Origin of the sequence: Bradyrhizobium semiaridum, assembly GCF_020329505.1 — a bacterium.
GTDB lineage: Bacteria > Pseudomonadota > Alphaproteobacteria > Rhizobiales > Xanthobacteraceae > Bradyrhizobium > Bradyrhizobium semiaridum.
Genome location: NZ_JAGKJJ010000030.1, coordinates 1 through 25,860, shown reverse-complemented (window position 1 = coordinate 25,860; position 25,860 = coordinate 1). Strand labels below are relative to the sequence as shown.

The window sequence follows — 25,860 nt, the reverse complement described above, 5'->3', positions numbered from 1 at the left end:
GCGCGCAACAGTTTCCCGAAACCTCTTCGAATTGGGACAGCTTGCGATCACCGGATGCTTTTGGTTCCGAGTGTGCGCGCCATCACACCTGCGCGGTCGCGCACAGGAATCAGGCCGAGCGAAACAAACGACAAAAGGGCAATATTCGATGCCGCAGCGCGGGCTCGGAGTTCACACTTGCGGCCGACGAAACCTGGGCATGCTGGTCGGTTCGGGCAGCGTCCCACTTCCGATGCGCCCGTTCTGACACGCGGTTTGAGCTGCGCGCTGGCTCACGCAAACTGCGCCACCAGCAACCGCCTGACCTCGCCCACCAGCGCCGGCTCGTTCGGCTTCGGCGGCAACAGGGAGAATTCGGCGTCGGGCATTTCGGGCAGTTCGTCGGAGACGAAGCGCCGTGCGTCCGGCGGTGCGGCCGAGGCGTTGAGGCAGGTGACGCCGAGGCCGGCGGCGACGGCCATGTGCAGGCCGGCGACGCCCGACGCCGTCAGCACGACGTCGAACTTGACCTTGTGCCGGTGCAGCGCGCGGACGATCGCGCGCTGCAGCGAGCAGGTTTCCGGCAGCGTCACCAGCGGCCAGCGCGCAGCCTTGGGGCGCTTGAACCCGTCATGCGCGATCCACGATACTGGTTCGCGCGCGATCAGGATGCGGCCGTCGTCGGGCGCCCTGCGCCGCACCGCCGTATCGACCAGGCGCATCGAGATGCCGATGTCGAAATCGTCGGGGTCCTCCTCGATCAGCGCGCTCTTGCGCACCGAGACCTGCAGGCGCAGCCGCGGATAGCGCGCGCGGATCCGCGCCAGCACGTCGATGACCTGCGTGGGACGGAAATAGTCGGTCATCGCAAGCCGCAGCGTGCCGGCGATCTCGATGCCCTGGACGTCTTGATACGCCAGTTCGGACAGGCCGAGTAGTTGGCGCGCATGTTGCAGCAGCCGCTCGCCGGCCGGCGTCGGATGCGCGCCGCTCTTGCCGCGTACCAGCAGCAGGCGGCCGCAGGCGTCCTCCAGCTTCTGCATCTGCTCGCTGAGCGCGGATTGCGAGCGGTGCACCCGGCGCGAGGCCGCGGTGAGACTGCCGGCATCGCAGATCACGACAAAGGCGTGCAGGAGATCGAGGTCGAGGCGCATGGGTTAATCCATCGGTAATTCCGATGGATCATACCATATATTCCCGCTTAAGATATCCCGCGCCTAGGCTGCATCAGGGCCAGGGACAACGATTGGAGACAGCAATGCCCGGAATCAAGCTGACGGTGTCGGGGACTCCCGACGAGGCGTTGAGCCGCCGCCTCGCCGCGGAGCTCACCGCATTCACCTGCACGACGTTGCGCAAGCAGCCCGAGCGGACCATGGTGCAGGTCCACTATCTCGCGCACGAACACTGGTTCATCGAAGCGCGCTCGCTCGCCGAGCACGGCAAAAACTCGTTCCGGCTCGAAGTGACGATCACCGAGGGCACCAACACGCGCGACGAGAAGTCGATCTACCAGCAGAAGGCGTTTGCGCTGTTGTCCGAGCTGATCGGCAATCTGCACCCGCACTCGAACATCCACATCATCGACTGCGGCGCGGTCTCCTATGGTTACGGCGGGCTCAGCCAGGAATACCGCTACAACCACGAAGCGGCGTGACGCTTGATCTCGGCGATCGTGCGCTTCGGGCCGGACTCAGCCCTGCACGCCGAGCTTCCACAGCGGCGACAGATTGCCGAACGGCGGCGTGGCGTGCGCGATCACGATCGGGGCACGCCGGCTGTCGGAATCGATCTTGCTGTTGATCGCCTTGACGTGCGCCTTGACCGCATCGAATCCGCTCTGTGTCAGCGGCAGCGGCACACTGAAAGTCCTGAACAGCGGCACGGTCAGCAGCGCCGTGGGTACGATCGCCGGAGATCAGGGTGAAGGCACAGTCACGCTCGACGGCGCCGGCTCCTTCTGGATGGCACCGCCAGCAACAACAACGGCCACATCGGCTATGGCGATCGCGTGCAGGATCACTCCTTGAAGGCCAATTTCAGCTGGAAGTTTCTGAGGACGTCGCCCGGTTTTCGCAGCTCCGGCTCCTGACAAACGGTACTTAAACACCCTTTCTTAGATCCGTTTTGCTGCATTGCACCCTAGGCATGCTGCCATGCAAACAAAACCGTTGTATCTGGCATCTGGTATACATAGCTTGATCCCAGATGATGAGACGGCGTCGCGCCGGCTCCTCCTGACGTAAAGGGACAAACCGATGTCAAAGACCTCCGCTATCGCGCTCGCGCCGTCTTCCTCGCTGTTCGGCCGCCTGCTGGCGACGATCGACCGGCTGCTGATGAAGAGCGCCGAGATCTCGAACCGCAACGGCGATCTGCCGCGGTTCGGCCTCTAAGCACCGCGGATTCCGAGGACGCTAGGGCCGCCCGATTCGTTGGCGCCGCGATATCCCCGCCTGTATTCAACCTTCGACCAATGGCCCCGATTTTCGGGGCCATTTTCGTTTGCGTTGGACTAGTCTTCTTCCCACAAGCGCCACTGCGGCATAAGCGCACGCCGGCCTGCGACAGCTTGAACCTTGGCATTACAGATACCAAGATGGTCGCCGCGCGCCGCAAGTACAAATGACGACAAGCGCGCTTTGGGAGGATCTATGTCGGACATGGTGCAGGCAGCTGCGGCCCCCACAGCCGCGCGGGTCAGCGACACGTATCGCTGGACACAACTTGTAATCGGCGTCGCCGCGATGGTGATGATCGCCAATTACCAGTACGGATGGACGTTCTTCGTCCCCGACATCCAGAAGAAATTTGGATGGGATCGCGCGTCGATCCAGTGGGCATTCACGCTGTTCGTGCTGTTCGAGACCTGGCTGGTGCCGGTCGAAGGGTGGTTCGTCGACAAATACGGCCCGCGCGTCGTCGTCCTGATCGGCGGCGTCCTCTGCGCGATCGGCTGGGCGATCAACGCACAGGCGACTACGCTGAACGGCTACTATCTCGGCATGATCATCGCGGGCATCGGCGCCGGCGGCGTCTACGGCACCTGCGTCGGCAACGCGCTGAAATGGTTTCCCGACAAGCGCGGACTTGCCGCCGGCATCACGGCCGCGGGCTTCGGCGCGGGTTCTGCGCTGACGGTCGCGCCGATCCAGGCGATGATCAAGGACTCCGGCTTCCAGACCACCTTCCTCTATTTCGGTCTCGGCCAGGGCATCATCATCGTGCTGCTCGCCTTCTTCCTGCTCTCGCCGAAGCCCGGCCAGGTGCCGCAGGTGGTGCAGAATGCCAATCTGCTGCAGAGCCGGCGCAACTATCAGCCGACCGAGGTGCTGCGGCAGCCGATCTTCTGGCTGATGTACTTCATGTTCGTGATCGTCGGCGCCGGCGGCCTGATGGTGACGGCCAATCTGAAGCCGATCGCGGCAGACTGGAAGATCGACAACGTGCCGGTCACGCTGTTCGCGGTGACGATGACCGCGGTGACCTTCGCGGCGACCATCGACCGCGTCCTCAACGGCCTGACGCGTCCGTTCTTCGGCTGGATCTCCGACATGATCGGCCGCGAGAACACGATGTTCATCGCCTTCGGCATGGAAGGCATCGGCATCTACGCGCTCTATCTGTTCGGTCACGATCCGCTCTGGTTCGTGCTGCTGTCCGGCTTCGTGTTCTTTGCCTGGGGTGAGATCTACTCGCTGTTCCCCTCGACCTGCACCGACACGTTCGGCGCCAAGTTCGCCACGACAAATGCGGGCCTGCTCTACACCGCCAAGGGCACCGCGGCGCTGCTGGTGCCGATCGCCAACTACATGCAGCAGACCTCGGGCAATTGGGACACCGTGTTCATCATCGCGGCCGGCGCCAACATCCTGGCATCCGTGCTCGCGATCGCCCTGCTCAAGCCCTGGCGCAAGGTGGTGGTGGAGAAGTCGACCGCGACCGCCTGACAATTCCCCCCGATCACGAACGACGAAACGCCCGGCCGAAATGCCGGGCGTTTTCGTTTCTGCAGAACCCGAAGCGCATCGGAAAATCGGTGCGCGCCGTGGTACTTTTGGTGCATTGCAGCAGAAGGACAGGCTTGCATTCTGGGATATAGTATACCAACATCCGCCAGCCGCTTGCGACGATACGCCACAATAATTGCGACACTGGGTCACACAAGACCCGCGCGGTTCGGGAGGACTTGATGGTTTCCAGCACTACCGCCACCACACCTGCACAACCCTCTGCACAGCCCACATCGAGCGGCTTCCGCTGGCTCCAGCTCGTCATGGGCATCGTGTGCATGGCGATGATCGCCAACCTGCAATACGGCTGGACGTTGTTCGTCGATCCGATCGACGGCGCCCATCACTGGGGCCGCGCCGCGATCCAGTTCGCCTTCACGATCTTCGTGGTGACCGAGACCTGGCTGGTGCCGATCGAGGCTTGGTTCGTCGACAAATACGGTCCGCGCATCGTCATCATGTTCGGCGGCGTTATGATCTCGCTCGCCTGGGTGCTGAATTCGTACGCCGACTCGCTTGCGCTGCTCTACACCGCCGCCGTGTTCGGCGGCATCGGCGCGGGCGCGGTGTACGGCACCTGCGTCGGCAATGCGCTGAAATGGTTTCCCGACCGCCGCGGCCTCGCCGCCGGCGCGACCGCGGCCGGCTTCGGCGCCGGCGCCGCGCTGACCGTGGTGCCGATCGCCAACATGATCGCCTCGAGCGGCTATCAGGCCGCATTCTTCGACTTCGGCATCGGCCAGGGCCTGATCGTGTTCGTGCTCGCCTTCTTCATCCGCCCGCCGCTGGTTTCGATCCCGCCGAAGAAGAAGCAGCTCAACCTGCCGCAGACCAAGATCGACTTCACCCCGCCGCAGGTGCTGCGCAGCCCGATCTTCTGGGTGATGTATCTGGTGTTCGTGATGGTCGCCGCCGGCGGCCTGATGACCGCAGCGCAGATCGCCCCGATCGCGCACGACTACAAGATCGCCAACACGCCGGTCTCGCTCGCCGGCTTCCAGATGGCGGCGCTGACTTTCGCGATCTCGCTCGACCGCATCTTCGACGGCTTCGGCCGGCCGTTCTTCGGCTGGGTCTCCGACACGATCGGCCGCGAGCACACGATGTTCATTGCGTTCGGCACGGCGGCGCTGATGCTGCTGACGCTGTCGTCCTGGGGCCACAACCCGCTGGTGTTCGTGCTGGCGACCGCGGTCTATTTCGGCGTGTTCGGCGAGATCTACTCGCTGTTCCCCGCGACCTGCGGCGACACCTTCGGCGCAAAGTTCGCGACCACCAACAACGGCATGCTGTACACCGCGAAGGGCACCGCCTCGCTCTTGGTGCCGGCGGCCAGCATCATCGCCACCAGCTATGGCTGGCAGGCGGTGTTCGTGATCGCGGTCGCGCTCAACGCCACCGCCGCGCTGATGGCGCTGTTCGTGATCAAGCCGCTGCGCCGCGCCTTCATCCTCGGCAACGAGGCCGCCGCGGAAGCCGCGTCGGCGGCGACCGCCGAGACCAAGGCCAAGACGGCCTGATTTCCCGCGGTCGGACATCCTTGGGTCCCGGCGCTCTCCTCCGGGGCGGACTTGAGGCGCACCATCAGGTGCGCCTCTTTCCTTAAGCGAACAGGGATGCCAGATACCAACGGCTGGAAACGGCAAAATGGGATGACGATCACTTTCATCCGAGATCGACCGAAACGTCAGCACAGCTGCCTATTTCGCCTATTTCTTGATGGTAGATTTTACCAAGAGCTCCGTTGACAATTGGCATTTTGTATACCAGACTTGCTCCGTCGCTGATCCCAAGGAGGTTGCCATGCAAGTCGGAGATATCCTGCGCAAGAAGGCCCCTCGCGTTGCCACTGTTCGCATGAACGAGACGGTGGCGATCGCTGCGCAATTGATGCGCGCCAGCAATATCAGCGCGCTCGTGGTCAAGGATGTCGTGCGCACCGAGGGCAATACTCCCGTCGGCATGTTCACCGAGCGTGACGTGGTGCGCGCGATCGCCCAGCACGGCGCGGCCGGCGCCAACATGCGGGTGTCGCAATTCGTCTCGGTGCAGCAGCTCGTCTCCTGCACGTCGACCGATACGCTCGAGCACGTCCGCCATCTCATGAACAAGCACCATATCCGCCATCTGCCTGTCATCGACAATTACAGCTTGATCGGCGTCGTCAGCATGCGCGACATCTCGGCGGCGTTCGACGAGGAGGCCGGTGCTGCGGTCACACCGACCGTGGCGGCCTATCAAGCGGCGCAGCAGTCGCTGCCGACCTGACGATATCGCGACGGCGTTGCAGCCGAGCGCTGCCATGCGTTGTCGCTGAACAGCTCGACTGCAACGTCACGCCCCGCTCTCGCCGCCCCGCTGTTTGCGCATGGGCGCGCCGCCGCAGCCCGGTAGACTTTTGCCGGAGCGGACGGCATCCTTTCGTTCGAAACGCCAAAAGGCACCGTGCGCGGCCGTCCGCGCCGCGGAAAATTCGAACGGAAACCGAGGGCAGAATGATCAAGACACGTTTCACCGAGATGTTCGGCGTCGACCACCCGATCGTGCAGGGCGGCATGCAATGGGTCGGTCGCGCGGAACTGGTCGCCGCCGTCGCCAATGCCGGCGCGCTCGGCATGATCACGGCGCTGACCCAGCCGACGCCTGACGATCTGCGCAAGGAGATCGCGCGCTGCCGCGAGCTGACCGACAAGCCGTTCGGCGTCAACCTCACCATCCTGCCCGCGATCAAGCCGCCGCCCTACGCCGAGTACCGCCAGGCCATCATCGAGAGCGGCATCAAGATCGTCGAGACCGCCGGCAACAAGCCGCAGGAGCATGTCGACGAGTTCAAGAAACACGGCATCAAGGTGCTGCACAAATGCACCAGCGTGCGCCATGCGCTGTCCGCCGAGCGCATGGGTGCCGACGCGATCTCGATCGACGGCTTCGAATGCGCCGGCCATCCCGGCGAGGACGACACGCCCGGCCTGATCCTGATTCCCGCCGCCGCCGACAAGGTGAAGATCCCGATGATCGCCTCCGGCGGCTTCGGCGATGCGCGCGGCCTGGTCGCCGCGCTCTCGCTCGGCGCCGAAGGCATCAACATGGGCACGCGCTTCATGTGCACCAAGGAGAGCCCGATCCACCAGCTGGTGAAGGAGCGCATCGTCGCCAATGACGAGCGCGAGACCGAACTGATCTTCCGCACCATGCGCAACACCTCGCGCGTCGCCAAGAACGCGATCTCGACCAAGGTGGTGCAGATGGAGAAGGAAGGGGCAAAATTCGAGGACGTCCGCGAGCTGGTCGCCGGCGCCCGCGGCAAGATGGTCTACGCTACTGGCGATGCCGACGAAGGCATCTGGTCGGCCGGCCAGGTGCAGGGCCTGATCCACGACATTCCGTCCTGCGCCGAACTGGTCTCGCGCATCGTGCGCGAGGCCGAGGCGATCATCCGCGAGCGGCTGGAAGGCATGCTGTCGGGCGCCAGGCGCCAGGCCGCGGAGTAATAAGGTATCCGTCACCCTGAGGTGGCCGCTTCTTCAGCGGCCTCGAAGGGTCGACGGCCCGGCTGGTGGCCGATTCATCCTTCGAGGCTCGAAGAGGCGAGCACCTCGGGATGACGGGCCTAAAAATCAATTCGCGTCATACGATCCAAACGAGAACAAACCCATGAAAGCCTATGTGTACGGCGCCAACGGCCCCGAAATCACTGACGTCGCAAAGCCCTCGCCGAAGGGCACGCAGGTGCTGGTCAAGGTGCATGCTTGCGGGCTTAACCGCGCCGATCTCGGCATGACCAAGGGCCACGTCCACGGCGCCGCCGGCGGTGTCGGTACGGTGCTCGGCATGGAATGGGCCGGCGAGGTCGCCGAGCTCGGGCCCGACGCCAAAGGCGTCAAGGTCGGCGACCGGATCATGGGCTCGGGCGGCGCGGCGTTCGCCGAATACACGCTCGCCGATCACGGCCGGCTGTTCCGCGCGCCCTCGAACATGAATTTCGACGAGGCCGCCACCCTGCCCGTCGCGCTCGCCACGATGCACAACGCCGTCGTCACGTCAGGCGCGCTGCAGCCGGGCCAGACCGTGCTGATCCAGGGCGCAAGCTCCGGCGTCGGGCTGATGGCGATGCAGATCGCAAAACTCAAGGGCGCCAGGCTCGTGATCGGCTCGTCGACCGACGCGATGCGCCGCGGCCGCCTGAAGGAATTTGGTGCCGATCTCGCTGTCGATTCCAAGGATCCCGGCTGGGTCGATCAGGTGTTGCAGGCGACTAGTGGCGAAGGCGTCGATCTGATCGTCGATCAGGTCTCGGGCCCGGTCGCCAATCAGAACCTGAAGGCCACCAAGGTCAAGGGCCGCATCGTCAATGTCGGCCGGCTCGGCGGCACCCATGGCGACTTCAATTTCGACCTGCACGCGGCGCGCCGCATCCAGTATATCGGCGTCACCTTCCGCACCCGCACCATCGAGGAGATCCGCGAGATTTTCGAGGAGGTGCGCAAGGACATCTGGCCGGCGGTCGAGTCCCGCAAGCTGCAGCTGCCGATCGACAAGGTCTACAAATTCGCCGACATCGGCAAGGCGTTCGAGCACATGGAAGCCAACCAGCATCTCGGCAAGATCGTGGTGACGCTGTAGCTGCGTAGGCCAGATTGCCGAAGCGTGGTTCGCCATCGCGTGCCAGATCCAACGGCGGACCCCGGTGGGCCAACCCGCCTCACGCTCGACTCCGTCTTACCTGCGTAATGGCGACACCAGAGATCGCGAGCAGTCCACCGACGACCAGCTTCGGCGTCACGCAGTCGCCAAGAAACAACACACTCGAGATCAACGCGAACACCGGAACCAGCAGGCCGAAGGGCGCGATGCGATCCATCGAGCAGCGCGCGATCAGCCAGAACCAGAGGCCGAACCCGACAATCCCCCCGATAAAAATGGTGTAGGCGAGCGCCAGCCAGCCGCGTCCATCCGCCGTGACAAGGCTCGCCGCCTGTCCATACTCGAGCAGCAGCGACATCAGCAGCACCTGCGGCACGGTGAGCAGCGACGACCACCCCATCAACATCAGCGGATCAAACGGGCCGTAACGTTTGGTCAGGACGTTGGACACCGCGAATGCGAAGGCGGCTCCGACCACAAGCAGCAGCGGCAATGCGTTCGCCGACCGGCTGGGCTCCGCTGTCAGCACCACGCCGGCAAACGCAAGCACCACGCCGGCAGATGTCACGAGCGACGGCCGCTCCGCGAGCAGCGGCCAGGCCAGCAGCACGGTGAAGGGCGGCGCGAGTTGATAGGCGACGGCCGACATGCTTCCCGAGCCGAGCCCGAGACCGACATAAAACAGCCCGAAGTTCAGCCCGCCGAGAAAAAGCGAGATGACCGCGATCGGGCCGAATTGTTGGCGCGTCGGCGCTTTGACGAACGGGACCAGCAGCAGCGCCATCGCCAAGAACCGTAGCGCGAGGAAGAACAGCGGCGGAAACTCCGTCACGCCCACCTTAATGACCACGAACTGATAACCCCAGAGCAGGGGAACGGCCACCGCGCAGACGATCTGGATGGCAGACATGGCATTTTCCTTTCAAGACTGATCGGTCTAGATATCGGCGCGCCGATAGTTGAGGCGCCTATGGGTTCTCTACCTGAGGAAGCGATCGAGGAGCGCGTCCGCGGTGGCCTGCGAGGTGGTCCGCGCCGGTCCCGTTTTGGCGACCACCCGCAATCCCCAAACAAAACAGATGAGAATTCGAGCGGCACTCGAAGGCTCGACGCCATCGGCCAATCTGCCCGTAGCCTCCGCACGGGAAAATGCGTCCGCCACCCTGGCTTCCATGGTTTTGAAGAAGCTCGCGATGCGACGACCGACCTCGGCATCCTGGCCAGCCAGTTCCATAGCGGTCGCCACCAACAGGCAGCCGCGCCGGCCATTGGCACCGCACGAGCGCTCAACGTAACCGGCAAGGTAGGCTCGCAGGCCATCGACCGGATCTGCCTGGGTGTCGAGTTCGACATCCATCCGCGTCAGGGCATCGGCAATGTAGCGATCGAGCGCGCGCAGGAACAGCGAATGCTTGTCGCCGAAGGCGGCGTAGAGGCTGCCGCGCGAGAGTTTCGTCGCGCGAAGCAGATCCGGCAGCGCGGTGGCGTGATAGCCGCGCGACCAGAACACATTCATCGCGCGCTCGACGGCGGCTTCCATGTCGAAGCTTCTGGGGCGGCCACGGGGCGACTGCACGGTGGTTGGGCGGCTCATCCGGGATATATAGACCAATTGGTCCATATATCGCAAGGGGCCGATTTGAGGCCTCCCCGTCGTTCCGGAACTCGCGAAGCGAGAGCCCGGAATCGATTCCACCACTTGCTTCGTGGCTCAATGATTCCGGGCTCGCGCCAAGCGGCGCGGGCTCAGGTGCGCAATCGCGCAGCGGGGAATGACGGTGGGCAAGCACGCCTTTGCCTCACCCTGCGCAATTCGCAATTCGAAATGACTCGCAACAAACCTGCTCATGCAAGTGAGTTGCGATTGCGCGTGAACAGCGACACTTGATGTTCACAGACAGCCTGCTACACCGCCGCCATGAGCTCTTCCAACGCCAGCGCACCCTCCACCAAGACATCCGTCGCCGCGATCTCGATCCTCGCCAGCGGCGGCATGGCGGCCGCGAAATTCGTCGTCGGCGTTGCGATCGGCTCGCTGGCGCTGATCTCCGAGGCGCTGCACTCGACGATCGACCTGATCGCCACCATCATCACCTGGGCGGTGGTGCGGGTGTCGGACCAGCCGGCCGATGCCGAGCATCACTACGGCCACGGCAAGTTCGAGAGCATCTCGGCGCTGTTCATCATCGCCCTGCTCTACGTGCTGGCCGGCGGCATCCTGGTCGAGGCCTACAGCCGGCTGCGCGAGGGCAGCCCGCCGCCCGAGATTTCGGCGATCCCCTTCGTCGTTCTCGTGATCGACATCGCCATCAACCTGTGGCGCGCCCGAGCGCTGCACCGTGCCGCGCGCGCCACCAAGAGCCAAGCGCTGGCCGCCGACGCGCTGCACTTCGCCTCCGACGTGATGGGATCGTCAGCCGTGATCGTCGGCCTGATCCTGGCCGGGCTCGGCTTCTGGTGGGGCGATGCCGCGGCCGCGGTCGCGGTCGCGGTGATGATCGCCCTGCTCGGCCTGCGCATGGCGCGCGAGACGGTCGAGACCCTGCTCGACCGGGCGCCCGAGGGTGCCCAGGACAAGGCCACCGCCGCGATCGCGGCCGTCCCCGGCGTCGTCGGCGTCGACCGCCTGCGCGTCCGCATGGTCGGCGCGACGTATTTCATCGACGCCATCGCCACCGTGCCGCGCACATATCCGATCGACCGCGTCGAGGAGATCAAGCGCAGGGCGCAGGACGCAGTGGCGAGGACGTTCGGCGACGCCGATCTCACCTTCACTGCGGTTCCGGTGGCGCGCGACAATGAGAGCGTGCGCGAGCGCATCATGGTGATCGCGCGCAATTCCGGCCTCGCCATCCACCACGTCACCGTGCACGATCTCGATGGCCGGCTGATCGTCGGCATCGACCTCGAGGTCGACGGCGAGATGGAATTGACCGCGGCGCACGCCATCGCCCACGATCTCGAGCGCGCGATCCGCGAGGATTTCGGCGAGGACGTCGAGGTCGACACCCATATCGAGCCGCTGCAGCCCGAGCTGCCGTTCGGAACCGACGCCGCGCCCGAGCGCGTGGAGACCATCAAGGCCGCGTTGACGCAGTTTGCCGATGGCGGCGCGATCCACGACATCCACAATGTGCGGGTCCGCAACACCGACGCCGGCGAGATCGTCAACTTCCACTGCCGCGCCGCGCCATCGATGAGCGTGATCAAGGTGCACGACGGCGTCGACGAAATCGAGCGCGCGCTGCGCCGTGCGTTCCCGAACATCAAGCGTGTGATCAGTCACGCCGAGCCGCCACGCGCGTAATTCTACGGAGTCGTTCTCGGTTCGGACTCGTTTTGCGCATTCCGATTCTGCGTTGAGCAAGATTTATTTCGCATTAACGAATCGTTGACTCTCGACAGCTCGCGAAATCTGGATTCAAATCATCATGATTCGGATGCAACGTGGGGAGCATCCGGACAGGGTAAAACAGCAAGCTTAGAGTGGGGGTCTAAGGCATGGCGCGCGCGCATGCAGCGAACGTGTGCGTCCAATCCGATTCGATCAAGGGATTGGCGCAGTCGATCGCGAAACCGGCCTATCACAGGCTCTTGACGGCCGAGCCTGCACTGCGCCGCGCTGTGCCCACTCTCATCATCGCCTTCCTGATCACGATCTGCCTCGGCGCCTTCGTCCAGGTGATCGACCAGAACCGGCAGAAGCGCGGCGCGATGAAGCGCGACCTGGCCGCCCTCTCCGACATCCTCGCCGAGCGTCTCGACCGCCTGACCTCGGTGCGCCGCGACCGGCTCGCCAATATCGAGCGCATGCAGGAACTGTTGCCCGACCTGATCCCGTCCTGGGGCATCGCCTTCGGCCGCCACGTCATCATCGCTGGCGCCGATCACCGCGTGCTGGCGCGCGTGCCGATCGACGGCCTCGGCGAGAGCGATCGCGTGCTCGACATCATCTCGACCGCGCAGCTCCTGGTCGCGCCCGGCCAGCAGGGCGTCGTCAGCGACATGACGCTCCCCGGCGGCACCCGCGCGCTGGCGATCTCGCGCCTCGTGAAGTCGCTGCCCGGCCAGGTCGTCGTCATCCAGGAGATGAACGAGCCGATCTGGGGATCGGACGCCGCGCTCTCGATCACGCTCTCGGCGACGACGAGCTTCGTGGTGCTGATCCTCGGCTTTGCCTTCCACTGGCAATCGACCCGCGCCCGCGAGGGCGACCTGATCAACGACGCGGTGCGCGGCCGGATCGACACCGCGCTCAACCGCGGCCGCTGCGGACTGTGGGACTGGGACCTGTCGCGCGGCCGGATCTTCTGGTCGCAGTCGATGTTCACCCTGCTGGGATTGGATACCCGCAACGACCTGCTGACCTTCGGCGAGGTCAACGCGCTGGTGAACTCCGACGACATCAATCTGTTCGACATCGCCGACCAGCTGATCTCGGGCAAGATCGATCACATCGACCAGAGCTTCCGCATGCGGCATGTCGGCGGTCACTGGATCTGGCTGCGGGTGCGCTGCGAGCTCAGCCACGCCGCGGCCGATGGCGGCCTGCACCTGATCGGCATCGCGGTCGATATCACCGAGCAGAAGAGCCTTGCCGAAAAGTCGGTCGAGGCCGACCTCCGCCTGCGCGACGCGATCGAGACAATTCCGGAAGCCTTCGTGCTGTGGGACGCCGACGACCGCCTCGTGCTCTGCAACTCGCACTTCCAGCGGCTGCACAAGCTGCCTGATTCCGCCGTCAGCCCCGGCACCTCCTATGAAACGGTGATCGAGGTCGGCTGCATGCCGGAGGTGCGCACCCGCCTGCACGAGAGCGGCCTGCCGGCGCCCGGCGCCCGCACCTTCGAGGCCCAGCTCGACGACGGCAGCTGGCTGCACATCAGCGAGCGCCGCACCAAGGACGGCGGCTACGTCTCGGTCGGCACCGACATCACCCGCATCAAGGCGCACGAGCAGAAGCTGGTCGACAACGATCTGCGCCTGCGCGCCACCGTCATCGACCTGCAGCGCTCGCAGGCCGAGCTGGAGCGGCAGGCCATCGAGCTCGCCGACCTCGCCGAGAAGTACTCGCAGGAGAAGACCCGCGCCGAGGATGCCAACGCCGCGAAGTCGAAGTTCCTGGCCAATATGAGCCACGAGCTGCGCACCCCGCTCAACGCCATCATCGGCTTCTCCGAGATCATGGGCTCCGGCCTGTTCGGCACGCTCGGCTCGGACAAGTACCAGGAGTACTGCAACGACATTCTGACGTCGGGCAAATACCTGCTCGAGGTCATCAACGACATCCTCGACATGTCGAAGATCGAGGCCGGCCGGATGAAGTTCGACATGGCGCCGCTCGACCTCTCCGGCATCCTCGCGGAATCGATCCGCGTGGTCTCGGGCCGCGCCGAGGACAAGCAGCTGTCGCTGGAGTCGGATATCGAGAGCACGATCTCGGTCGTGGCCGACCGCCGCGCGGTCAAGCAGATCATCGTCAACCTGCTCTCCAACGCAGTGAAGTTCACACCCGACCACGGCCGCGTGCTGGTGCGCGGCCAGATGCTGCACGACTCGATCGTGCTGCTGATCGCCGACAGCGGCATCGGCATCGCGCCGGAGTCGCTGCGCCGGCTCGGCAAGCCGTTCGAGCAGGTCGAGAGCCAGCTCACCAAGACCTATCAGGGCTCCGGCCTCGGCCTTGCGATCGCCCGCTCGCTGACCAACCTGCACGGCGGCTCGATGAAGCTGCGCTCCAAGCTCGGCGTCGGCACCGTGGTCCGCGTCACCCTGCCGCGCGATCCGCACCTGCCGCAGCAAAGGCTGTCCGAGGCGGCGTAGACCTCGGCGCTACTTGGCAAGCACTTCGTTGAGCAGCGCGCGATCGCCGAGGACGGCGAGCGTCTCGCGCGGCGTGAGATGGCCGACCGCTTCGTCGAAGCTGTCGCTGGCCTCGATCCGCGCACGCGCCAGCGCGAGGTGCAGATCGATCTCGCCCGGACCGCAGCGCCGCGCCGGCGGCAGTGACGCCAGATGCCGATGCAGCAGGCCGACATCCCGCCGCAATGTCGCGAGCGCGGGTCCTGAGGCGCACGCGGATGACGCGGTCAGCTCGTTGGCGCGAACCAGCACGCGCGGCGGCTGCACCTCCTCCGGCGTGACGAACAGCGCGCGCAGCGCCGGCTTCGCTGTCCAGGCGCCGATCGGGATCGCGAACAGCAGCCCTGCGATCACGGGCGACATCCACAGCAACAGCGGCAGCGACACGGCATAGGCGGCTGCCGCCATCGCGACGCCGCAAGCGGTCGGGACGCCGTACTTGCGATACAGTTCGCGCCGCTCGACTTCGCCATCGTCGCGCCTCTGGGTCTGCCAGCCGGCGTCGCGGCCGAGCAGGATCTCGACGACGGCAATCGACTGGAACACCATCATGACGGGTGCGACCAGCGCCGAAATCACCAGCTCGGCGATGACGCCGGCAAAGGCGCGAAAGCCGCCGCCGAAGCACCGGCGCATCTCGCGCCTCGTCAGCAGCAGGACGAAGCCGAGCAGCTTCGGCACGATCAACAGCGCCATGGTGAGGCCGAACACCCAGGCGGCGAGCACGGGGTCCTGCGCCGGCCAGTTCGGGAACAGCGCAAAGCCCTTCGGAAAATACTCCGGCAGGATGAAGCGCGCCTGCAACGAGATCAGGATTCCGAGCAGCAGGAACAGGAGCCACAGCGGCGCGGTGATGTAGGAGCCGATCCCGGTCAGGAAATGCAGCCGCGAGATCCAGTGCAGATGGCGCGTGCTCAGCACCGCCAGATGCTGCAGATTGCCCTGGCACCAGCGCCGGTCGCGCGCGGCAAAATCCAAGAGCGACGGCGGCACCTCCTCGAAACTGCCACCGAGCGTCGGCGCCATGTAGATGCCCCAGCCGGCGCGCCGCATCAGCGCCGCCTCGACGAAATCATGGCTCAGGATATGGCCGCCGAACGGCTTGCGTCCGGAAAGCTCGGGCAGTCCCGCCTGCTCCGCAAATGCCGGAACCCTGATGATGGCATTGTGTCCCCAGTAATTGCCCTCGGAGCCGTGCCACCAGGCGACACCGGCGGCGATCATCGGCCCGTACAGCCGGCCGGCGAACTGCTGCAGACGGCTGAACAGGCTGCGTGCGTTGACGATGACCGGCAGCGTCTGGATCAGCGCCGCCGCCGGATGGCGCTCCATGGCATGCACCATCCGCACCATCGTATCGCCCGACATCAGGCTGTCGGCGTCGAGCACGATCATGAACTGGTAGGCCCCCCCGAACCGCGTGATCCATTCGCCGATATTGCCGGACTTCCGCGCGGTATTGTCGGGGCGATGCCGGTAGTACAGCCGCTCGGCGCCGCAGGCCTCGCAGAGTCCGAGGAACGCCTGCTCTTCCGCAATCCAGATATCGGGATCACGAGTGTCGCTCAGCACGAACCAGTCGAAGCGCTCAGCCTGTCCGGTCGCCTCGACGGATTCGTGGATGGCGCGCAGGCGGGCCATCAGCTGGTGCGGGTTCTCGTTGTAGGTCGGCAGCAGCACCGCGGTCTGACTCGCCAGCTGTGGCAACGGGCCATCGTCGGGGATCGGCAGGGCATTGCCCTCGCGCCGCAGCAGCACGAAGAAGCCGGCCAGCGCCGAGGCAAACGAGAAAGCGATCCAGGCCAGCAGCGCGACGAACAGCACCAGCACCATGCCTTCCATGATGGTCACGCCGCCGACCTGCACCACCATGTACATCTCGTAGGCGCCCGCACAGGTCAACGCGGCCGTCAGCACCAGCACGGAAGCGCGGCGCATGGTCATGCGCGTTCCGACCGATACCGGCTTGCCATTCGCACGCGGCGGCCGGCCGAGATCCGCTGTGGACATCGCAAGTGGGCTCTCGCGCGGCAGGAAGCCGTCGGCCGCCTTCGCGACATCGGCGGCGGGCGACGTGATCACAGCGCCCATCGGTAGACCCAGATCTCGGACAGCGGCTTGTCATCCTGGGCCAGATGGGCCCGCAGCTCGACGGGCTCCTTCTTCACGGCGCACTGGAAGCTGAGCCGCCACCCGCCGGTATTCGGGTTCGGCTGCGAGACGATATTGGTGAGCTCGGCCTTCTCGGCCGACACGACGCCCTTGATGCTGGCGGGATCGAGGCCCTTCAGATTGTCCCCGAACAGGTCGAGCACGAACAGCCTGCTGTTCTCGCCGCGCGCGCCGATCCCGGTGCGCGTAAAGCGCGCAAGCGCATGGGGTTTCGGGGCGTCCGGTCCCCAATGCAGGCGATAGGTGAGATTGGTCTCGCTCTTGGCCTTCAGCGGTGCCTTCGGCCGCCAGAACGCGGCGATGTTGTCGTGGATCTCTTCCTTGGTCGGAATCTCGAACAGGATCACCGCGCCCTCGCCCCAGTCGCCGATCGGCTCGACCCACAGGCTGGGGCGCTTCTCGAAGCCTGATTCGATATCCTGGTAGGCGAAGAAGTTCTTCTCGCGCTGCATCAGCCCAAAGCCGTGCGGATTGACGTCCTGGAACGTCGAGATCTGCAAATCGCGCGGATTGCTCAGCGGACGCCACAGGCTCTCGCCCTTGCCGTTGTAGATCGCAAGCCCGTCGGAATCGTGCACCGAGGGACGGAAATCATCGACCTCGTTGCGATCGTTGGGTCCGAAGAAGAACATGCTGGTCATCGGCGCAAGTCCGGCGTGATCGAGATCGGCACGCGGATAGATCGAGGCCTCGACATCGAACACCGTGGTCTTGCCGGGCCGGATCGTGAAACGATAGCTCGCCGCGCAGCTCTTGCTGTCGAGCAAGGCGTGAATGACCAGCGACGTCGCATCGGCTACGGGCCGCTCGAGCCAGAACGCCTTGAAGAAGGGGAACTCCTCGCCCTTGGCCTCGCCGGTGTCGATCGACAGGCCGCGTGCGGACAGGCCGTAGGTCTCGCCGGCGGCGACGGCGCGGAAATAGCTTGCGCCGAGGAAGACGCAGACCTCGTCCTTGTAGTTCGGCTTGTTGATCGGCGCGTGGATGCGAAACCCGGCGAAGCCGAGATCGGTCTCGGTGAAGGCAGGCACGTTCTCGCCGAATGTAAAATCATCCTTGCTGTAGCGGATCGCGGTTGCCTTGCCGTCGGCAACCTCGAAGATCGCGACCTTGTTCTTGTAGAAGAAGCCGCGATGGAAGAACTGCGCCTCGAACGGCAGCTTCCTGTCGCGCCAAAGCGCGCGCTCCGGCGAGAAGCGGATCGAGCGGTACTGATCGTAGGTCAGGTCCTTGAGTCCGCCAGGCAGCTTCTCGTCCGGCGCCTCGAACGACTTCGCAGCGAGGTTGCGCGCGAGCTCTCTCACCATGGAAGCGTTGAAAGGCGTGTCCGGCGGGTCCCCTGCGGCCGCAGCTTCGCGCCGTGGCAGGAGCAAAAGTGTCGGCAACACGGCCGATCCATGGAGGAGTTGACGGCGATTCAAAGCAGCTCCTGCTCGTTGATCGGGAACGCCGCAATGAAACCGCCGAGCGGCAGGAGAGTTCCGCAGGTGCTAGGGGCGCGAGAGGATTGCCTGAGCCAGACGATGCGATTGCAAGGCGAGCAGGCAGAAGGACAATCGCTCAGGGTGCAGCCCGGCGATTGTCAGAACTTGGAACGGCGATGAAGGAACCCGGGTTGATGGCCGGGCGCTACGGCGTCTCGAGCGTCGGCGCGACTTCGCGCGCGACCTGCACGAGGGCGGCGATCAGCGGCGTCATCGGATCGCGCTGCGGGATCACCATGCCGATGCTGTAGTCCACCACCGGGTCGACGATCGGGATGCTGCGCACGGCGTCGGCCAGCCCGAGCGTCTCGGCGAGCTTGGCCGGCATCACGCTGGCCCAGCGGCCGGTCTTCACATGGGTGTAGAGCACCAGCAGCGAGTTCGAGGTCAGCGTCGGCGTTGCCTCGGCACCGACCGAGGTCAGGGCACGATCGATGATGCGGCGGTTCTGCATGTCGGGCGTCAGCAGGCAGAGCGGCACGGTGCCCACCTCCTTCCACGTCACCTGCTTACGGTCGCCGAACTTGGCGTCGGGCGCCGTCAGCAGGCGATAGCTCTCGTTGTAGAGCGGGATGGTGCGAACCTTGCCGATCGGCTCGTTCTCGATATAGGTCAGCCCGGCATCGACCTCGAGATTCTCCAACAGGCCGAGCACGTCTGCCGAGGTGCAGGACTGGATGCGGAAACGCACGTCGGGATGGCGCGCGCGGAACGGCGTGGTCAGCGATGCCACCATTCCGAGCACGGTCGGGATCGCGGCGATCCGGATTTCGCCGGACAGCTTGTCCTTGAGGCTGTTGATCTCCTGCTTCATCGCCCGCGCATCGCCGACAATGCGCCGCGCCCAGTCAAGGGTCCGTTCACCCTCCGGCGTGAATCCCTGGAAGCGGGAGCCACGTTGCACCAGCATAACGCCGAGGATTTCCTCGAGCTGCTTGAGGCTGGTCGACATGGTCGGCTGGGTCACGCCACAGGCCTCCGCCGCCCGGCCGAAATGCCGCTCCTTGGCCAGCGCCAGCAGTAATTCCAGCTTGTCGATCAAGATTCAATTCCCATCGGAAAACGGTGCCCCAGCACAGTCAGACGTAGCACGTCCGCGGTATGGTCCGTAATCCCAAAGCGCGTCCGAAACCTGTGATTCCTAACCATAATTGCGATCCTATATCGTTCGATTTGACAGCGCCATTAATCGCTTTTCGCAATCGCCGCATGAGACAGCTTTATTGATGTTTCGAGCGATTCCAATTCTCATATCGACGCAGAAAAACTGATCGTGAGAATGCACAATGGCGTCGGGATACGAACCTTGGGACGAGGCGCGCGGCGCTGAAATCATCGCCGAACATACTGGGCTCGAGGGCGCCACGCTGGTGATCCTGCACGCCTTGCAGGAGGCCTTCGGCTACGTGCCCGAGCCGGCGATTCCGATGGTCGCGCAGGCGCTCAATCTGTCCCGCGCCGAGGTGCACGGCGTGTTCACCTTCTACCACGACTTCCGCAAGCGGCCGGCCGGACGCCACGTCCTCAAACTGTGCCGCGCCGAGGCCTGCCAGGCGGCCGGCGGCGACGCGCTGGCGGCGCGCGCGGAAGCCAAGCTCGGCATTTCGCTCGGCAATACCACCGCCGACGATCGCGTGACGCTGGAGCCGATCTACTGTCTCGGCCTCTGCGCCACGGCCCCTTCGGCGATGCTGGACGGCCGCGTGGTCGGCCGGCTCGACGAGACGCGCATCGATGCGCTGGTCGCGGAGGCACAGCGATGACGACGCGGATATTCATCCCCCGCGATGCCGGCGCGGTTGCCGTCGGCGCCGACGACGTTGCGCTCGCCTTCGAGCAAATCGCCGCCAAGCGCGGTATCGCGGTCGAGCTCGTCAGGACCGGCTCGCGCGGACTGTACTGGCTGGAGCCGATGGTCGAGCTAGCGACGCCTCAGGGCCGCATCGCATACGGCCCGGTGAGCGCAGCCGATGTGCCCGCCCTGCTCGATGCGATGGCCGGTAACGGTCAGCACGCCCTGCGGCTCGGCGTCACGCACGAGATTCCCTGGCTGAAGCGACAGACCCGCCTGACCTTCGTCCGCTGCGGTGTGATCGACCCGCGCTCGGTCGACGATTACCGCGCGCATGGCGGCTATAGGGGCCTGGAGCGGGCGCTGGCGCTGACCTCGGACCAGATCCTGGCCGACGTCACCACCTCGGGCCTGCGCGGCCGCGGCGGCGCCGGCTTCCCGACCGGCATCAAGTGGAAGACGGTGGCGCAGACCAACGCCGATCGCAAATACATCGTCTGCAACGCCGACGAAGGCGACAGCGGCACCTTCGCCGATCGCATGATCATGGAAGGCGATCCCTTCGTCGTGATCGAAGGTATGACGATCGCCGGCATCACGGTCGGCGCCACCAAGGGCTACATCTACATCCGCTCGGAATATCCGCACGCGGTCGAGGCGATGAACGCGGCAATCGCTGGCGCACGCCGCGCCGGCCTGCTCGGCAAGCGCATCGGCGGCTCGGCGCATGAGTTCGATCTCGAGGTCCGCGTCGGTGCCGGCGCCTATGTCTGCGGCGAGGAGACCTCGCTGCTCGAAAGCCTCGAAGGCCGCCGCGGCATCGTGCGGGCAAAGCCGCCGCTGCCGGCGCACAAGGGGCTGTTCGGCCGTCCGAGCGTCATCAACAACGTGCTGTCGTTCGCGGCAATCCCCTTCATCCTCGACAACGGCGCCAAGGCCTATGCCGATTTCGGCATGGGCCGCTCGCGCGGAACGATGCCGATCCAGCTCGCCGGCAATATCAGATACGGCGGGCTGTTCGAGACCGCATTCGGCGTCACGCTCGGCGATCTCGTCGACGACATCGGCGGCGGCACCTTCACCGGGCGTCCGGTGCGCGCCGTACAGGTCGGCGGCCCGCTGGGGGCGTACTTTCCGCGCGCGCTGTTCGACACCCCGTTCGACTATGAAGCCTTTGCCGCACGCGACGGCCTGATCGGCCACGGCGGCGTCGTGGTGTTCGACGACAGGGTGGACATGGCGAAGCAGGCGCGCTTTGCGATGGAATTCTGCGCCGTCGAATCCTGCGGCAAGTGCACGCCGTGCCGGATCGGCTCGACCCGCGGCGTCGAGACCATCGACAAGATCATCAACGGCGAGCGCGTGAAGGAAAACCTCGCCGTGGTCGAAGACCTCTGCAACACCATGAAGTTCGGCTCGCTCTGCGCGCTCGGCGGCTTCACGCCCTACCCCGTGATGAGCGCATTGAAACACTTCCGGGAAGATTTTGGCGGAGATTTAGGTCCCGCACCGGCCACGCTGCAGGCCGCGGAATAGGCAAGGAAATCACCATGTCGCTGATCCACGAAATCGACTTCGGCACGCCCAAATCCAAATCCGAGACGATGGTCACGCTGACCATCGACGGCAATCAAATCACGGTACCCGAAGGCACCTCGATCATGCGGGCAGCGATGGAAGCCGGCACCCAGATCCCGAAACTGTGCGCGACCGACATGGTCGACGCCTTCGGCTCCTGCCGGCTCTGCCTCGTCGAGATCGAGGGGCGCGCCGGCACGCCGGCTTCGTGCACCACGCCTGTTATGAACGGCCTCGTGGTCCATACCCAGAGCGAGCGGCTGAAGCAGTTGCGCAAAGGCGTGATGGAGCTCTACATCTCCGACCATCCGCTGGACTGCCTGACCTGCGCGGCGAACGGCGACTGCGAGTTGCAGGACATGGCCGGCGCGATCGGCCTGCGCGACGTGCGCTACGGCTACGAGGGCGAGAACCACGTTTTTGCCAAATCGCACGGCTGCGATAACGACGCCTGGATGCCGAAGGATGAATCCAATCCGTATTTCACGTATGATCCGTCGAAATGCATCGTCTGCTCGCGCTGTGTGCGCGCCTGCGAGGAGGTGCAAGGCACATTCGCGCTGACGATTTCCGGCCGCGGTTTCGACAGCCGCGTCTCACCCGGCATGAACGAGAGCTTCCTCGGCTCCGAATGTGTCTCCTGCGGCGCCTGCGTGCAGGCCTGCCCGACCGCGACGCTGACCGAAAAGTCGGTGATCGAGATCGGCCAGCCCGAGCATTCGGTCGTCACGACCTGTGCCTATTGCGGCGTCGGCTGCGCCTTCAAGGCCGAGATGCGCGGTGAGGAAGTGGTTCGCATGGTGCCCTACAAGGACGGCAAGGCCAATCGCGGCCATTCCTGCGTCAAGGGCCGCTTCGCCTGGGGCTACACCACGCACAAGGAGCGTATCCTCAAGCCGATGATCCGCGAGCGGATCGAGGATCCCTGGCAGGAAGTGTCGTGGGACGAGGCGTTCAACTTCGCTGCTGCCAAGTTCAAGGGCATCCAGCAGAAGTACGGCCGCGACGCGGTCGGCGGCATCACCTCCTCGCGCTGCACCAATGAGGAGACCTATCTGGTGCAGAAGCTGATCCGCGGCGGCTTCGGCAACAACAATGTCGACACCTGCGCCCGCGTCTGCCACTCGCCGACCGGCTACGGCCTGTCGCAGACCTTCGGCACCTCGGCCGGCACGCAGGATTTCGACTCGGTGGAGGACACCGACGTCGTGATGATCATCGGCGCCAACCCGGCCTCGGCGCACCCGGTGTTCGCCTCGCGGCTGAAGAAGCGGCTGCGCCAGGGCGCCAGGCTGATCGTGGTCGATCCGCGCCGCACCGAGATGGTGGAATCGCCGCACGTGAAGGCGCTGCATCTGCCGCTGATGCCCGGCACCAACGTCGCCGTGATCACTGCGCTGGCCCATGTCATCGTCACCGAAGGTCTCGTCAACGAGAGCTTCGTGCGCGAGCGCTGCGACTGGAGCGAGTTCCAGGACTGGGCGACCTTCGTTGCCGATCCCAAGAACAGCCCGGAAGCCACCGCGATCGTGACCGGCGTCGATCCGAAGCTGCTGCGCGAGGCGGCGCGAACCTATGCCACCGGCGGCAACGGCGCGATCTATTACGGGCTCGGCGTCACCGAGCACAGCCAGGGCTCGACCACGGTGATCGCGATCGCCAACCTGGCGATGGCGACCGGCAATATCGGCCGGCCCGGCGTCGGCGTGAACCCGCTGCGCGGCCAGAACAACGTGCAGGGCTCCTGCGACATGGGCTCCTTCCCGCACGAGCTGCCCGGCTATCGTCATATCTCCGGCGATGCGGTGCGCGAGCAGTTCGAGGCGATGTGGAACGTCAAGCTCAACAAGGAGCCAGGCCTGCGCATCCCCAACATGTTCGACGCCGCGATCGAAGGGACCTTCATGGGCCTCTACGCGCAGGGCGAGGACATCCTGCAATCCGACCCCAACACCAAGCATGTGGTGGCCGCGCTGTCGGCGATGGAATGCGTCATCGTCCACGACCTGTTCCTGAACGAGACCGCGAACTACGCCCACGTCTTCCTGCCCGGCTCGACCTTCCTGGAGAAGGACGGCACCTTCACCAATGCCGAACGCCGCATCCAGCGCGTCCGCAAGGTGATGACGCCGCTCAACGGCCTTGCCGACTGGGAGGTGACGATCCGCCTCGGCAAGGCGATGGGCTTCGAGATGAACTACAGCCATCCGTCCGAGATCATGGACGAGATCGCGGCGCTGACGCCGACCTTCGCCGGCGTCTCCTACGCCAGGCTCGACGAGCTCGGCTCGGTGCAGTGGCCCTGCAACGAGAAGGCGCCGGAGGGCACCCCGGTGATGCATATCGGCGGCTTCGTCCGCGGCAAGGGCAAGTTCATCATCACCGAATACATCGCGACCGACGAACGCACCGGGCCGCGCTATCCGCTGCTGCTCACGACGGGGCGCATCCTCAGCCAGTACAATGTCGGCGCGCAGACCCGCCGCACCGACAACGTGGTCTGGCATTCCGAGGACCGGCTCGAGATCCATCCGCATGACGCCGAGCAGCGCGGCGTGCGCGACGGCGACTGGGTGCGGCTGGCGAGCCGCGCCGGCGAGACCACGCTGCGCGCCGAGATCACCGACCGCGTGGCGCCCGGCGTGGTCTACACCACGTTCCACCACCCCGACACCCAGGCCAACGTCATCACCACGGACTTCTCCGATTGGGCGACCAATTGTCCGGAGTACAAGGTGACCGCGGTGCAGATCTCGCCTTCGAACGGTCCGTCGGACTGGCAGAAGGCGTATGACGAGCAGGCGCGCCAATCCCGCCGTATCGCGCCGGTGGTGGAGGCCGCGGAATAGCGATGCGCGAGCCCATCCACCAGGCAAGCCGAAAAGCCTGGCGCAACGGCGCCTTCAGTGACGGCGCGCGCCTGATTCCGGAGGAGACGGCGCTGGCGCTGACCTACAATGGCGGCACCTATGCGGTGATGATGGGCACGCCGGAAGACCTCGATGATTTCGCCGTCGGCTTCAGCCTGAGCGAGGGCGTCGTGCAGTCGGCCGACGAGATCGAGACGCTCGACATCGTCGAACTCGACGACGGCATCGAGCTTCGGATGTGGCTCAAGTCGGAGAAGGCCGATCGGCTCGCGGAGCGGCGGCGGCAGATCGCCGGGCCGACCGGCTGCGGCCTGTGCGGGATCGATTCCATCGCCGAGGCGGTTCGGCCGGCCGCGGTGGTTCAGGCAGGCCGCGTCTTCGCGCCACGCGAGATCATGTCGGCGATGGCCGCGGTGGCACCGCTGCAGGAGATCAATCACCAGACCCGCGCCGTTCACGCCGCGGCGTTCTGGACGGATGGGCGCGGCATCGTGGCGCTGCGCGAGGATGTCGGCCGCCACAACGCGCTCGACAAGCTCGCCGGCGCGCTGGCCCGCAACGAGGTCGCGGCCAGCGACGGCATGGTGCTGCTGACCAGCCGCGTCTCGGTGGAAATGGTACAGAAGACCGCAGCGCTCGGCGCACCGCTGATGGTTGCAGTGTCGGCCCCGACCGCCCTCGCGGTGCGAATGGCGGAGGCCGCCGGCGTCACGCTCGTTGCCATCGCCCGCTCGGACGGATTTGAAATCTTCACGCATCCGGAACGCGTCATCGGCGCGGCAACCGGCAAGGAGTCCCGTTATGTCGTCGTCGCCTGACAAACTGGTCTACATGGCAAACCAGATCGGAAAATTCTTCCAGAGCCAGGGGCACGACCGCGCGGTGCAGGGCATTTCCGAGCACATCTGGAAGTTCTGGGACCCGCGCATGCGCAAGCAGATCTTTGCTCACCTCGACGCCGGCGGCAGCGGTCTCGACGCCAACGTCCGCGACGCGCTGGAGAAGCTGAGGCTGCAGGCGTAGCAACTGCGCACCACGCGTACCTTTCTCTCGCCGTCACCCTAAGAGGGTGTGAGGCTTTGTCCTCACACACCGCTGCCATCGTCCGGCTTGACCGGGCGATCCAGTACGCCGCGGCCTATCGGTTCAATAGCGACTGTCTCTGGAATACTGGATCGCCCGGTCCATGTGCGCAATTGCGCACAGGCCAGGCGATGACAGCGGTGGGTAGGAAAAAGCCTCACATCCTCTCAGCATGACGGGGCCGTCTAAACCTAACCCACAATGGCGTTGAAGACCCGCCGCACCTCGCTCTGGGTCTCGCGCAGGCGGGCTTCCAGCGAGGAGAAATCCGGCGTATCCCCTGCCCGCGCCATCACGCGCAAGAGGTCGTCGCCGGCGGTATCCGGGTTGAACTTGCCGGTGACGCAGAGCCGCAGGATCTGGGTCAGGTCGTGATAGAGCCG

Annotated in this window: 22 protein-coding genes; 14 read left to right on the top strand and 8 right to left on the bottom strand. The window is 65.2% G+C overall.

The features are described from left to right. Positions 1-272: 272 nt before the first annotated feature. Positions 273-1,133, bottom strand: coding sequence for a LysR family transcriptional regulator (locus J6500_RS26565; RefSeq protein ID WP_225715657.1), 861 nt, complete (start codon positions 1,131-1,133; stop codon positions 273-275). 104 nt (positions 1,134-1,237) lie between these two features. Here J6500_RS26565 and J6500_RS26560 point away from each other — a divergent pair, with 104 nt between their 5' ends. Further along, complete coding sequence (locus J6500_RS26560; RefSeq protein ID WP_225715656.1) at positions 1,238-1,636, top strand: tautomerase family protein; 399 nt, start codon at positions 1,238-1,240, stop codon at positions 1,634-1,636. Positions 1,637-1,672: 36 nt separating this feature from the next. Here the strand turns inward: J6500_RS26560 and J6500_RS26555 are convergent, their stop codons facing one another. Then, entirely contained in the window at positions 1,673-1,840 is a 168-nt protein-coding gene (locus J6500_RS26555; protein ID WP_225715655.1) for a hypothetical protein, read from the bottom strand. A 397-nt stretch (positions 1,841-2,237) separates the two neighbouring features. On the opposite strand from J6500_RS26555, the gene J6500_RS26550 reads away from it, so the two are divergent. From J6500_RS26550 to J6500_RS26525, 6 genes are all read left to right on the top strand, one after another. Next, on the top strand, positions 2,238-2,375 hold the full coding sequence (locus tag J6500_RS26550) for a hypothetical protein (RefSeq protein WP_225715654.1): 138 nt from the start codon (positions 2,238-2,240) through the stop codon (positions 2,373-2,375). 258 nt (positions 2,376-2,633) lie between these two features. Beyond that, positions 2,634-3,929 carry an oxalate/formate MFS antiporter gene (gene oxlT, locus J6500_RS26545; protein ID WP_225715653.1) on the top strand — a complete coding sequence of 432 codons (1,296 nt, stop codon included), beginning with the start codon at positions 2,634-2,636 and terminating at the stop codon, positions 3,927-3,929. A gap of 242 nt (positions 3,930-4,171) precedes the next feature. Next, positions 4,172-5,512, top strand: a complete 1,341-nt coding sequence (gene oxlT, locus J6500_RS26540) for an oxalate/formate MFS antiporter (protein ID WP_225715652.1) — start codon at positions 4,172-4,174, stop codon at positions 5,510-5,512. A gap of 283 nt (positions 5,513-5,795) precedes the next feature. Next, on the top strand, positions 5,796-6,260 hold the full coding sequence (locus J6500_RS26535; RefSeq protein WP_225715651.1) for a CBS domain-containing protein: 465 nt from the start codon (positions 5,796-5,798) through the stop codon (positions 6,258-6,260). Positions 6,261-6,487: 227 nt separating this feature from the next. Further along, positions 6,488-7,483 carry an NAD(P)H-dependent flavin oxidoreductase gene (locus tag J6500_RS26530; protein WP_225715650.1) on the top strand — a complete coding sequence of 332 codons (996 nt, stop codon included), beginning with the start codon at positions 6,488-6,490 and terminating at the stop codon, positions 7,481-7,483. A gap of 163 nt (positions 7,484-7,646) precedes the next feature. Continuing rightward, entirely contained in the window at positions 7,647-8,615 is a 969-nt protein-coding gene (locus J6500_RS26525) for a zinc-binding dehydrogenase (protein WP_225715649.1), read from the top strand. Positions 8,616-8,694: 79 nt separating this feature from the next. Here J6500_RS26525 and J6500_RS26520 read toward each other — a convergent pair whose 3' ends face one another. Continuing rightward, positions 8,695-9,546 (bottom strand): DMT family transporter, encoded by an 852-nt coding sequence (locus tag J6500_RS26520; protein WP_225715648.1) that lies wholly within the window; start codon positions 9,544-9,546, stop codon positions 8,695-8,697. A gap of 69 nt (positions 9,547-9,615) precedes the next feature. Beyond that, on the bottom strand, positions 9,616-10,176 hold the full coding sequence (locus tag J6500_RS26515; protein ID WP_225715647.1) for a TetR/AcrR family transcriptional regulator: 561 nt from the start codon (positions 10,174-10,176) through the stop codon (positions 9,616-9,618). A 378-nt stretch (positions 10,177-10,554) separates the two neighbouring features. Here J6500_RS26515 and J6500_RS26510 point away from each other — a divergent pair, with 378 nt between their 5' ends. Next, positions 10,555-11,943 (top strand): cation-efflux pump, encoded by a 1,389-nt coding sequence (locus J6500_RS26510; RefSeq protein ID WP_225715646.1) that lies wholly within the window; start codon positions 10,555-10,557, stop codon positions 11,941-11,943. 194 nt (positions 11,944-12,137) lie between these two features. Then, on the top strand, positions 12,138-14,459 hold the full coding sequence (locus tag J6500_RS26505) for a sensor histidine kinase (RefSeq protein ID WP_225715645.1): 2,322 nt from the start codon (positions 12,138-12,140) through the stop codon (positions 14,457-14,459). Between the two features lie 9 nt (positions 14,460-14,468). On the opposite strand, the gene mdoH is transcribed toward J6500_RS26505, so the two are convergent. The 3 genes from mdoH to J6500_RS26490 form a co-directional block, all read right to left on the bottom strand. Beyond that, positions 14,469-16,589 (bottom strand): glucans biosynthesis glucosyltransferase MdoH, encoded by a 2,121-nt coding sequence (gene mdoH, locus J6500_RS26500; protein ID WP_225715644.1) that lies wholly within the window; start codon positions 16,587-16,589, stop codon positions 14,469-14,471. Beyond that, on the bottom strand, positions 16,577-18,091 hold the full coding sequence (locus J6500_RS26495) for a glucan biosynthesis protein G (RefSeq protein ID WP_225715643.1): 1,515 nt from the start codon (positions 18,089-18,091) through the stop codon (positions 16,577-16,579). The genes mdoH and J6500_RS26495 overlap by 13 nt, the downstream gene beginning before the upstream one ends. Before the next feature lie 208 nt (positions 18,092-18,299). Beyond that, on the bottom strand, positions 18,300-19,196 hold the full coding sequence (locus tag J6500_RS26490) for a LysR family transcriptional regulator (protein ID WP_225715642.1): 897 nt from the start codon (positions 19,194-19,196) through the stop codon (positions 18,300-18,302). Positions 19,197-19,440: 244 nt separating this feature from the next. On the opposite strand from J6500_RS26490, the gene J6500_RS26485 reads away from it, so the two are divergent. From J6500_RS26485 to J6500_RS26465, 5 genes are read left to right on the top strand one after another with little or no spacing between them, the layout of a single operon-like run. Continuing rightward, positions 19,441-19,917 (top strand): formate dehydrogenase subunit gamma, encoded by a 477-nt coding sequence (locus J6500_RS26485; protein WP_225715641.1) that lies wholly within the window; start codon positions 19,441-19,443, stop codon positions 19,915-19,917. Next, positions 19,914-21,482 (top strand): formate dehydrogenase beta subunit, encoded by a 1,569-nt coding sequence (locus tag J6500_RS26480; RefSeq protein WP_225715640.1) that lies wholly within the window; start codon positions 19,914-19,916, stop codon positions 21,480-21,482. The genes J6500_RS26485 and J6500_RS26480 overlap by 4 nt, the downstream gene beginning before the upstream one ends. Positions 21,483-21,496: 14 nt before the next feature. Next, a complete protein-coding gene (gene fdhF, locus J6500_RS26475; protein WP_225715639.1) occupies positions 21,497-24,373 on the top strand; it encodes a formate dehydrogenase subunit alpha in 2,877 nt (958 codons plus the stop codon). A gap of 2 nt (positions 24,374-24,375) precedes the next feature. Continuing rightward, positions 24,376-25,212 carry a formate dehydrogenase accessory sulfurtransferase FdhD gene (gene fdhD, locus J6500_RS26470; protein ID WP_225715638.1) on the top strand — a complete coding sequence of 279 codons (837 nt, stop codon included), beginning with the start codon at positions 24,376-24,378 and terminating at the stop codon, positions 25,210-25,212. Next, on the top strand, positions 25,196-25,417 hold the full coding sequence (locus J6500_RS26465) for a formate dehydrogenase subunit delta (protein ID WP_225715637.1): 222 nt from the start codon (positions 25,196-25,198) through the stop codon (positions 25,415-25,417). The genes fdhD and J6500_RS26465 overlap by 17 nt, the downstream gene beginning before the upstream one ends. A gap of 251 nt (positions 25,418-25,668) precedes the next feature. Here the strand turns inward: J6500_RS26465 and J6500_RS26460 are convergent. After that, the coding region (locus tag J6500_RS26460) for a hypothetical protein (protein ID WP_225715636.1) at positions 25,669-25,860 on the bottom strand (192 nt) is incomplete at its 5' end.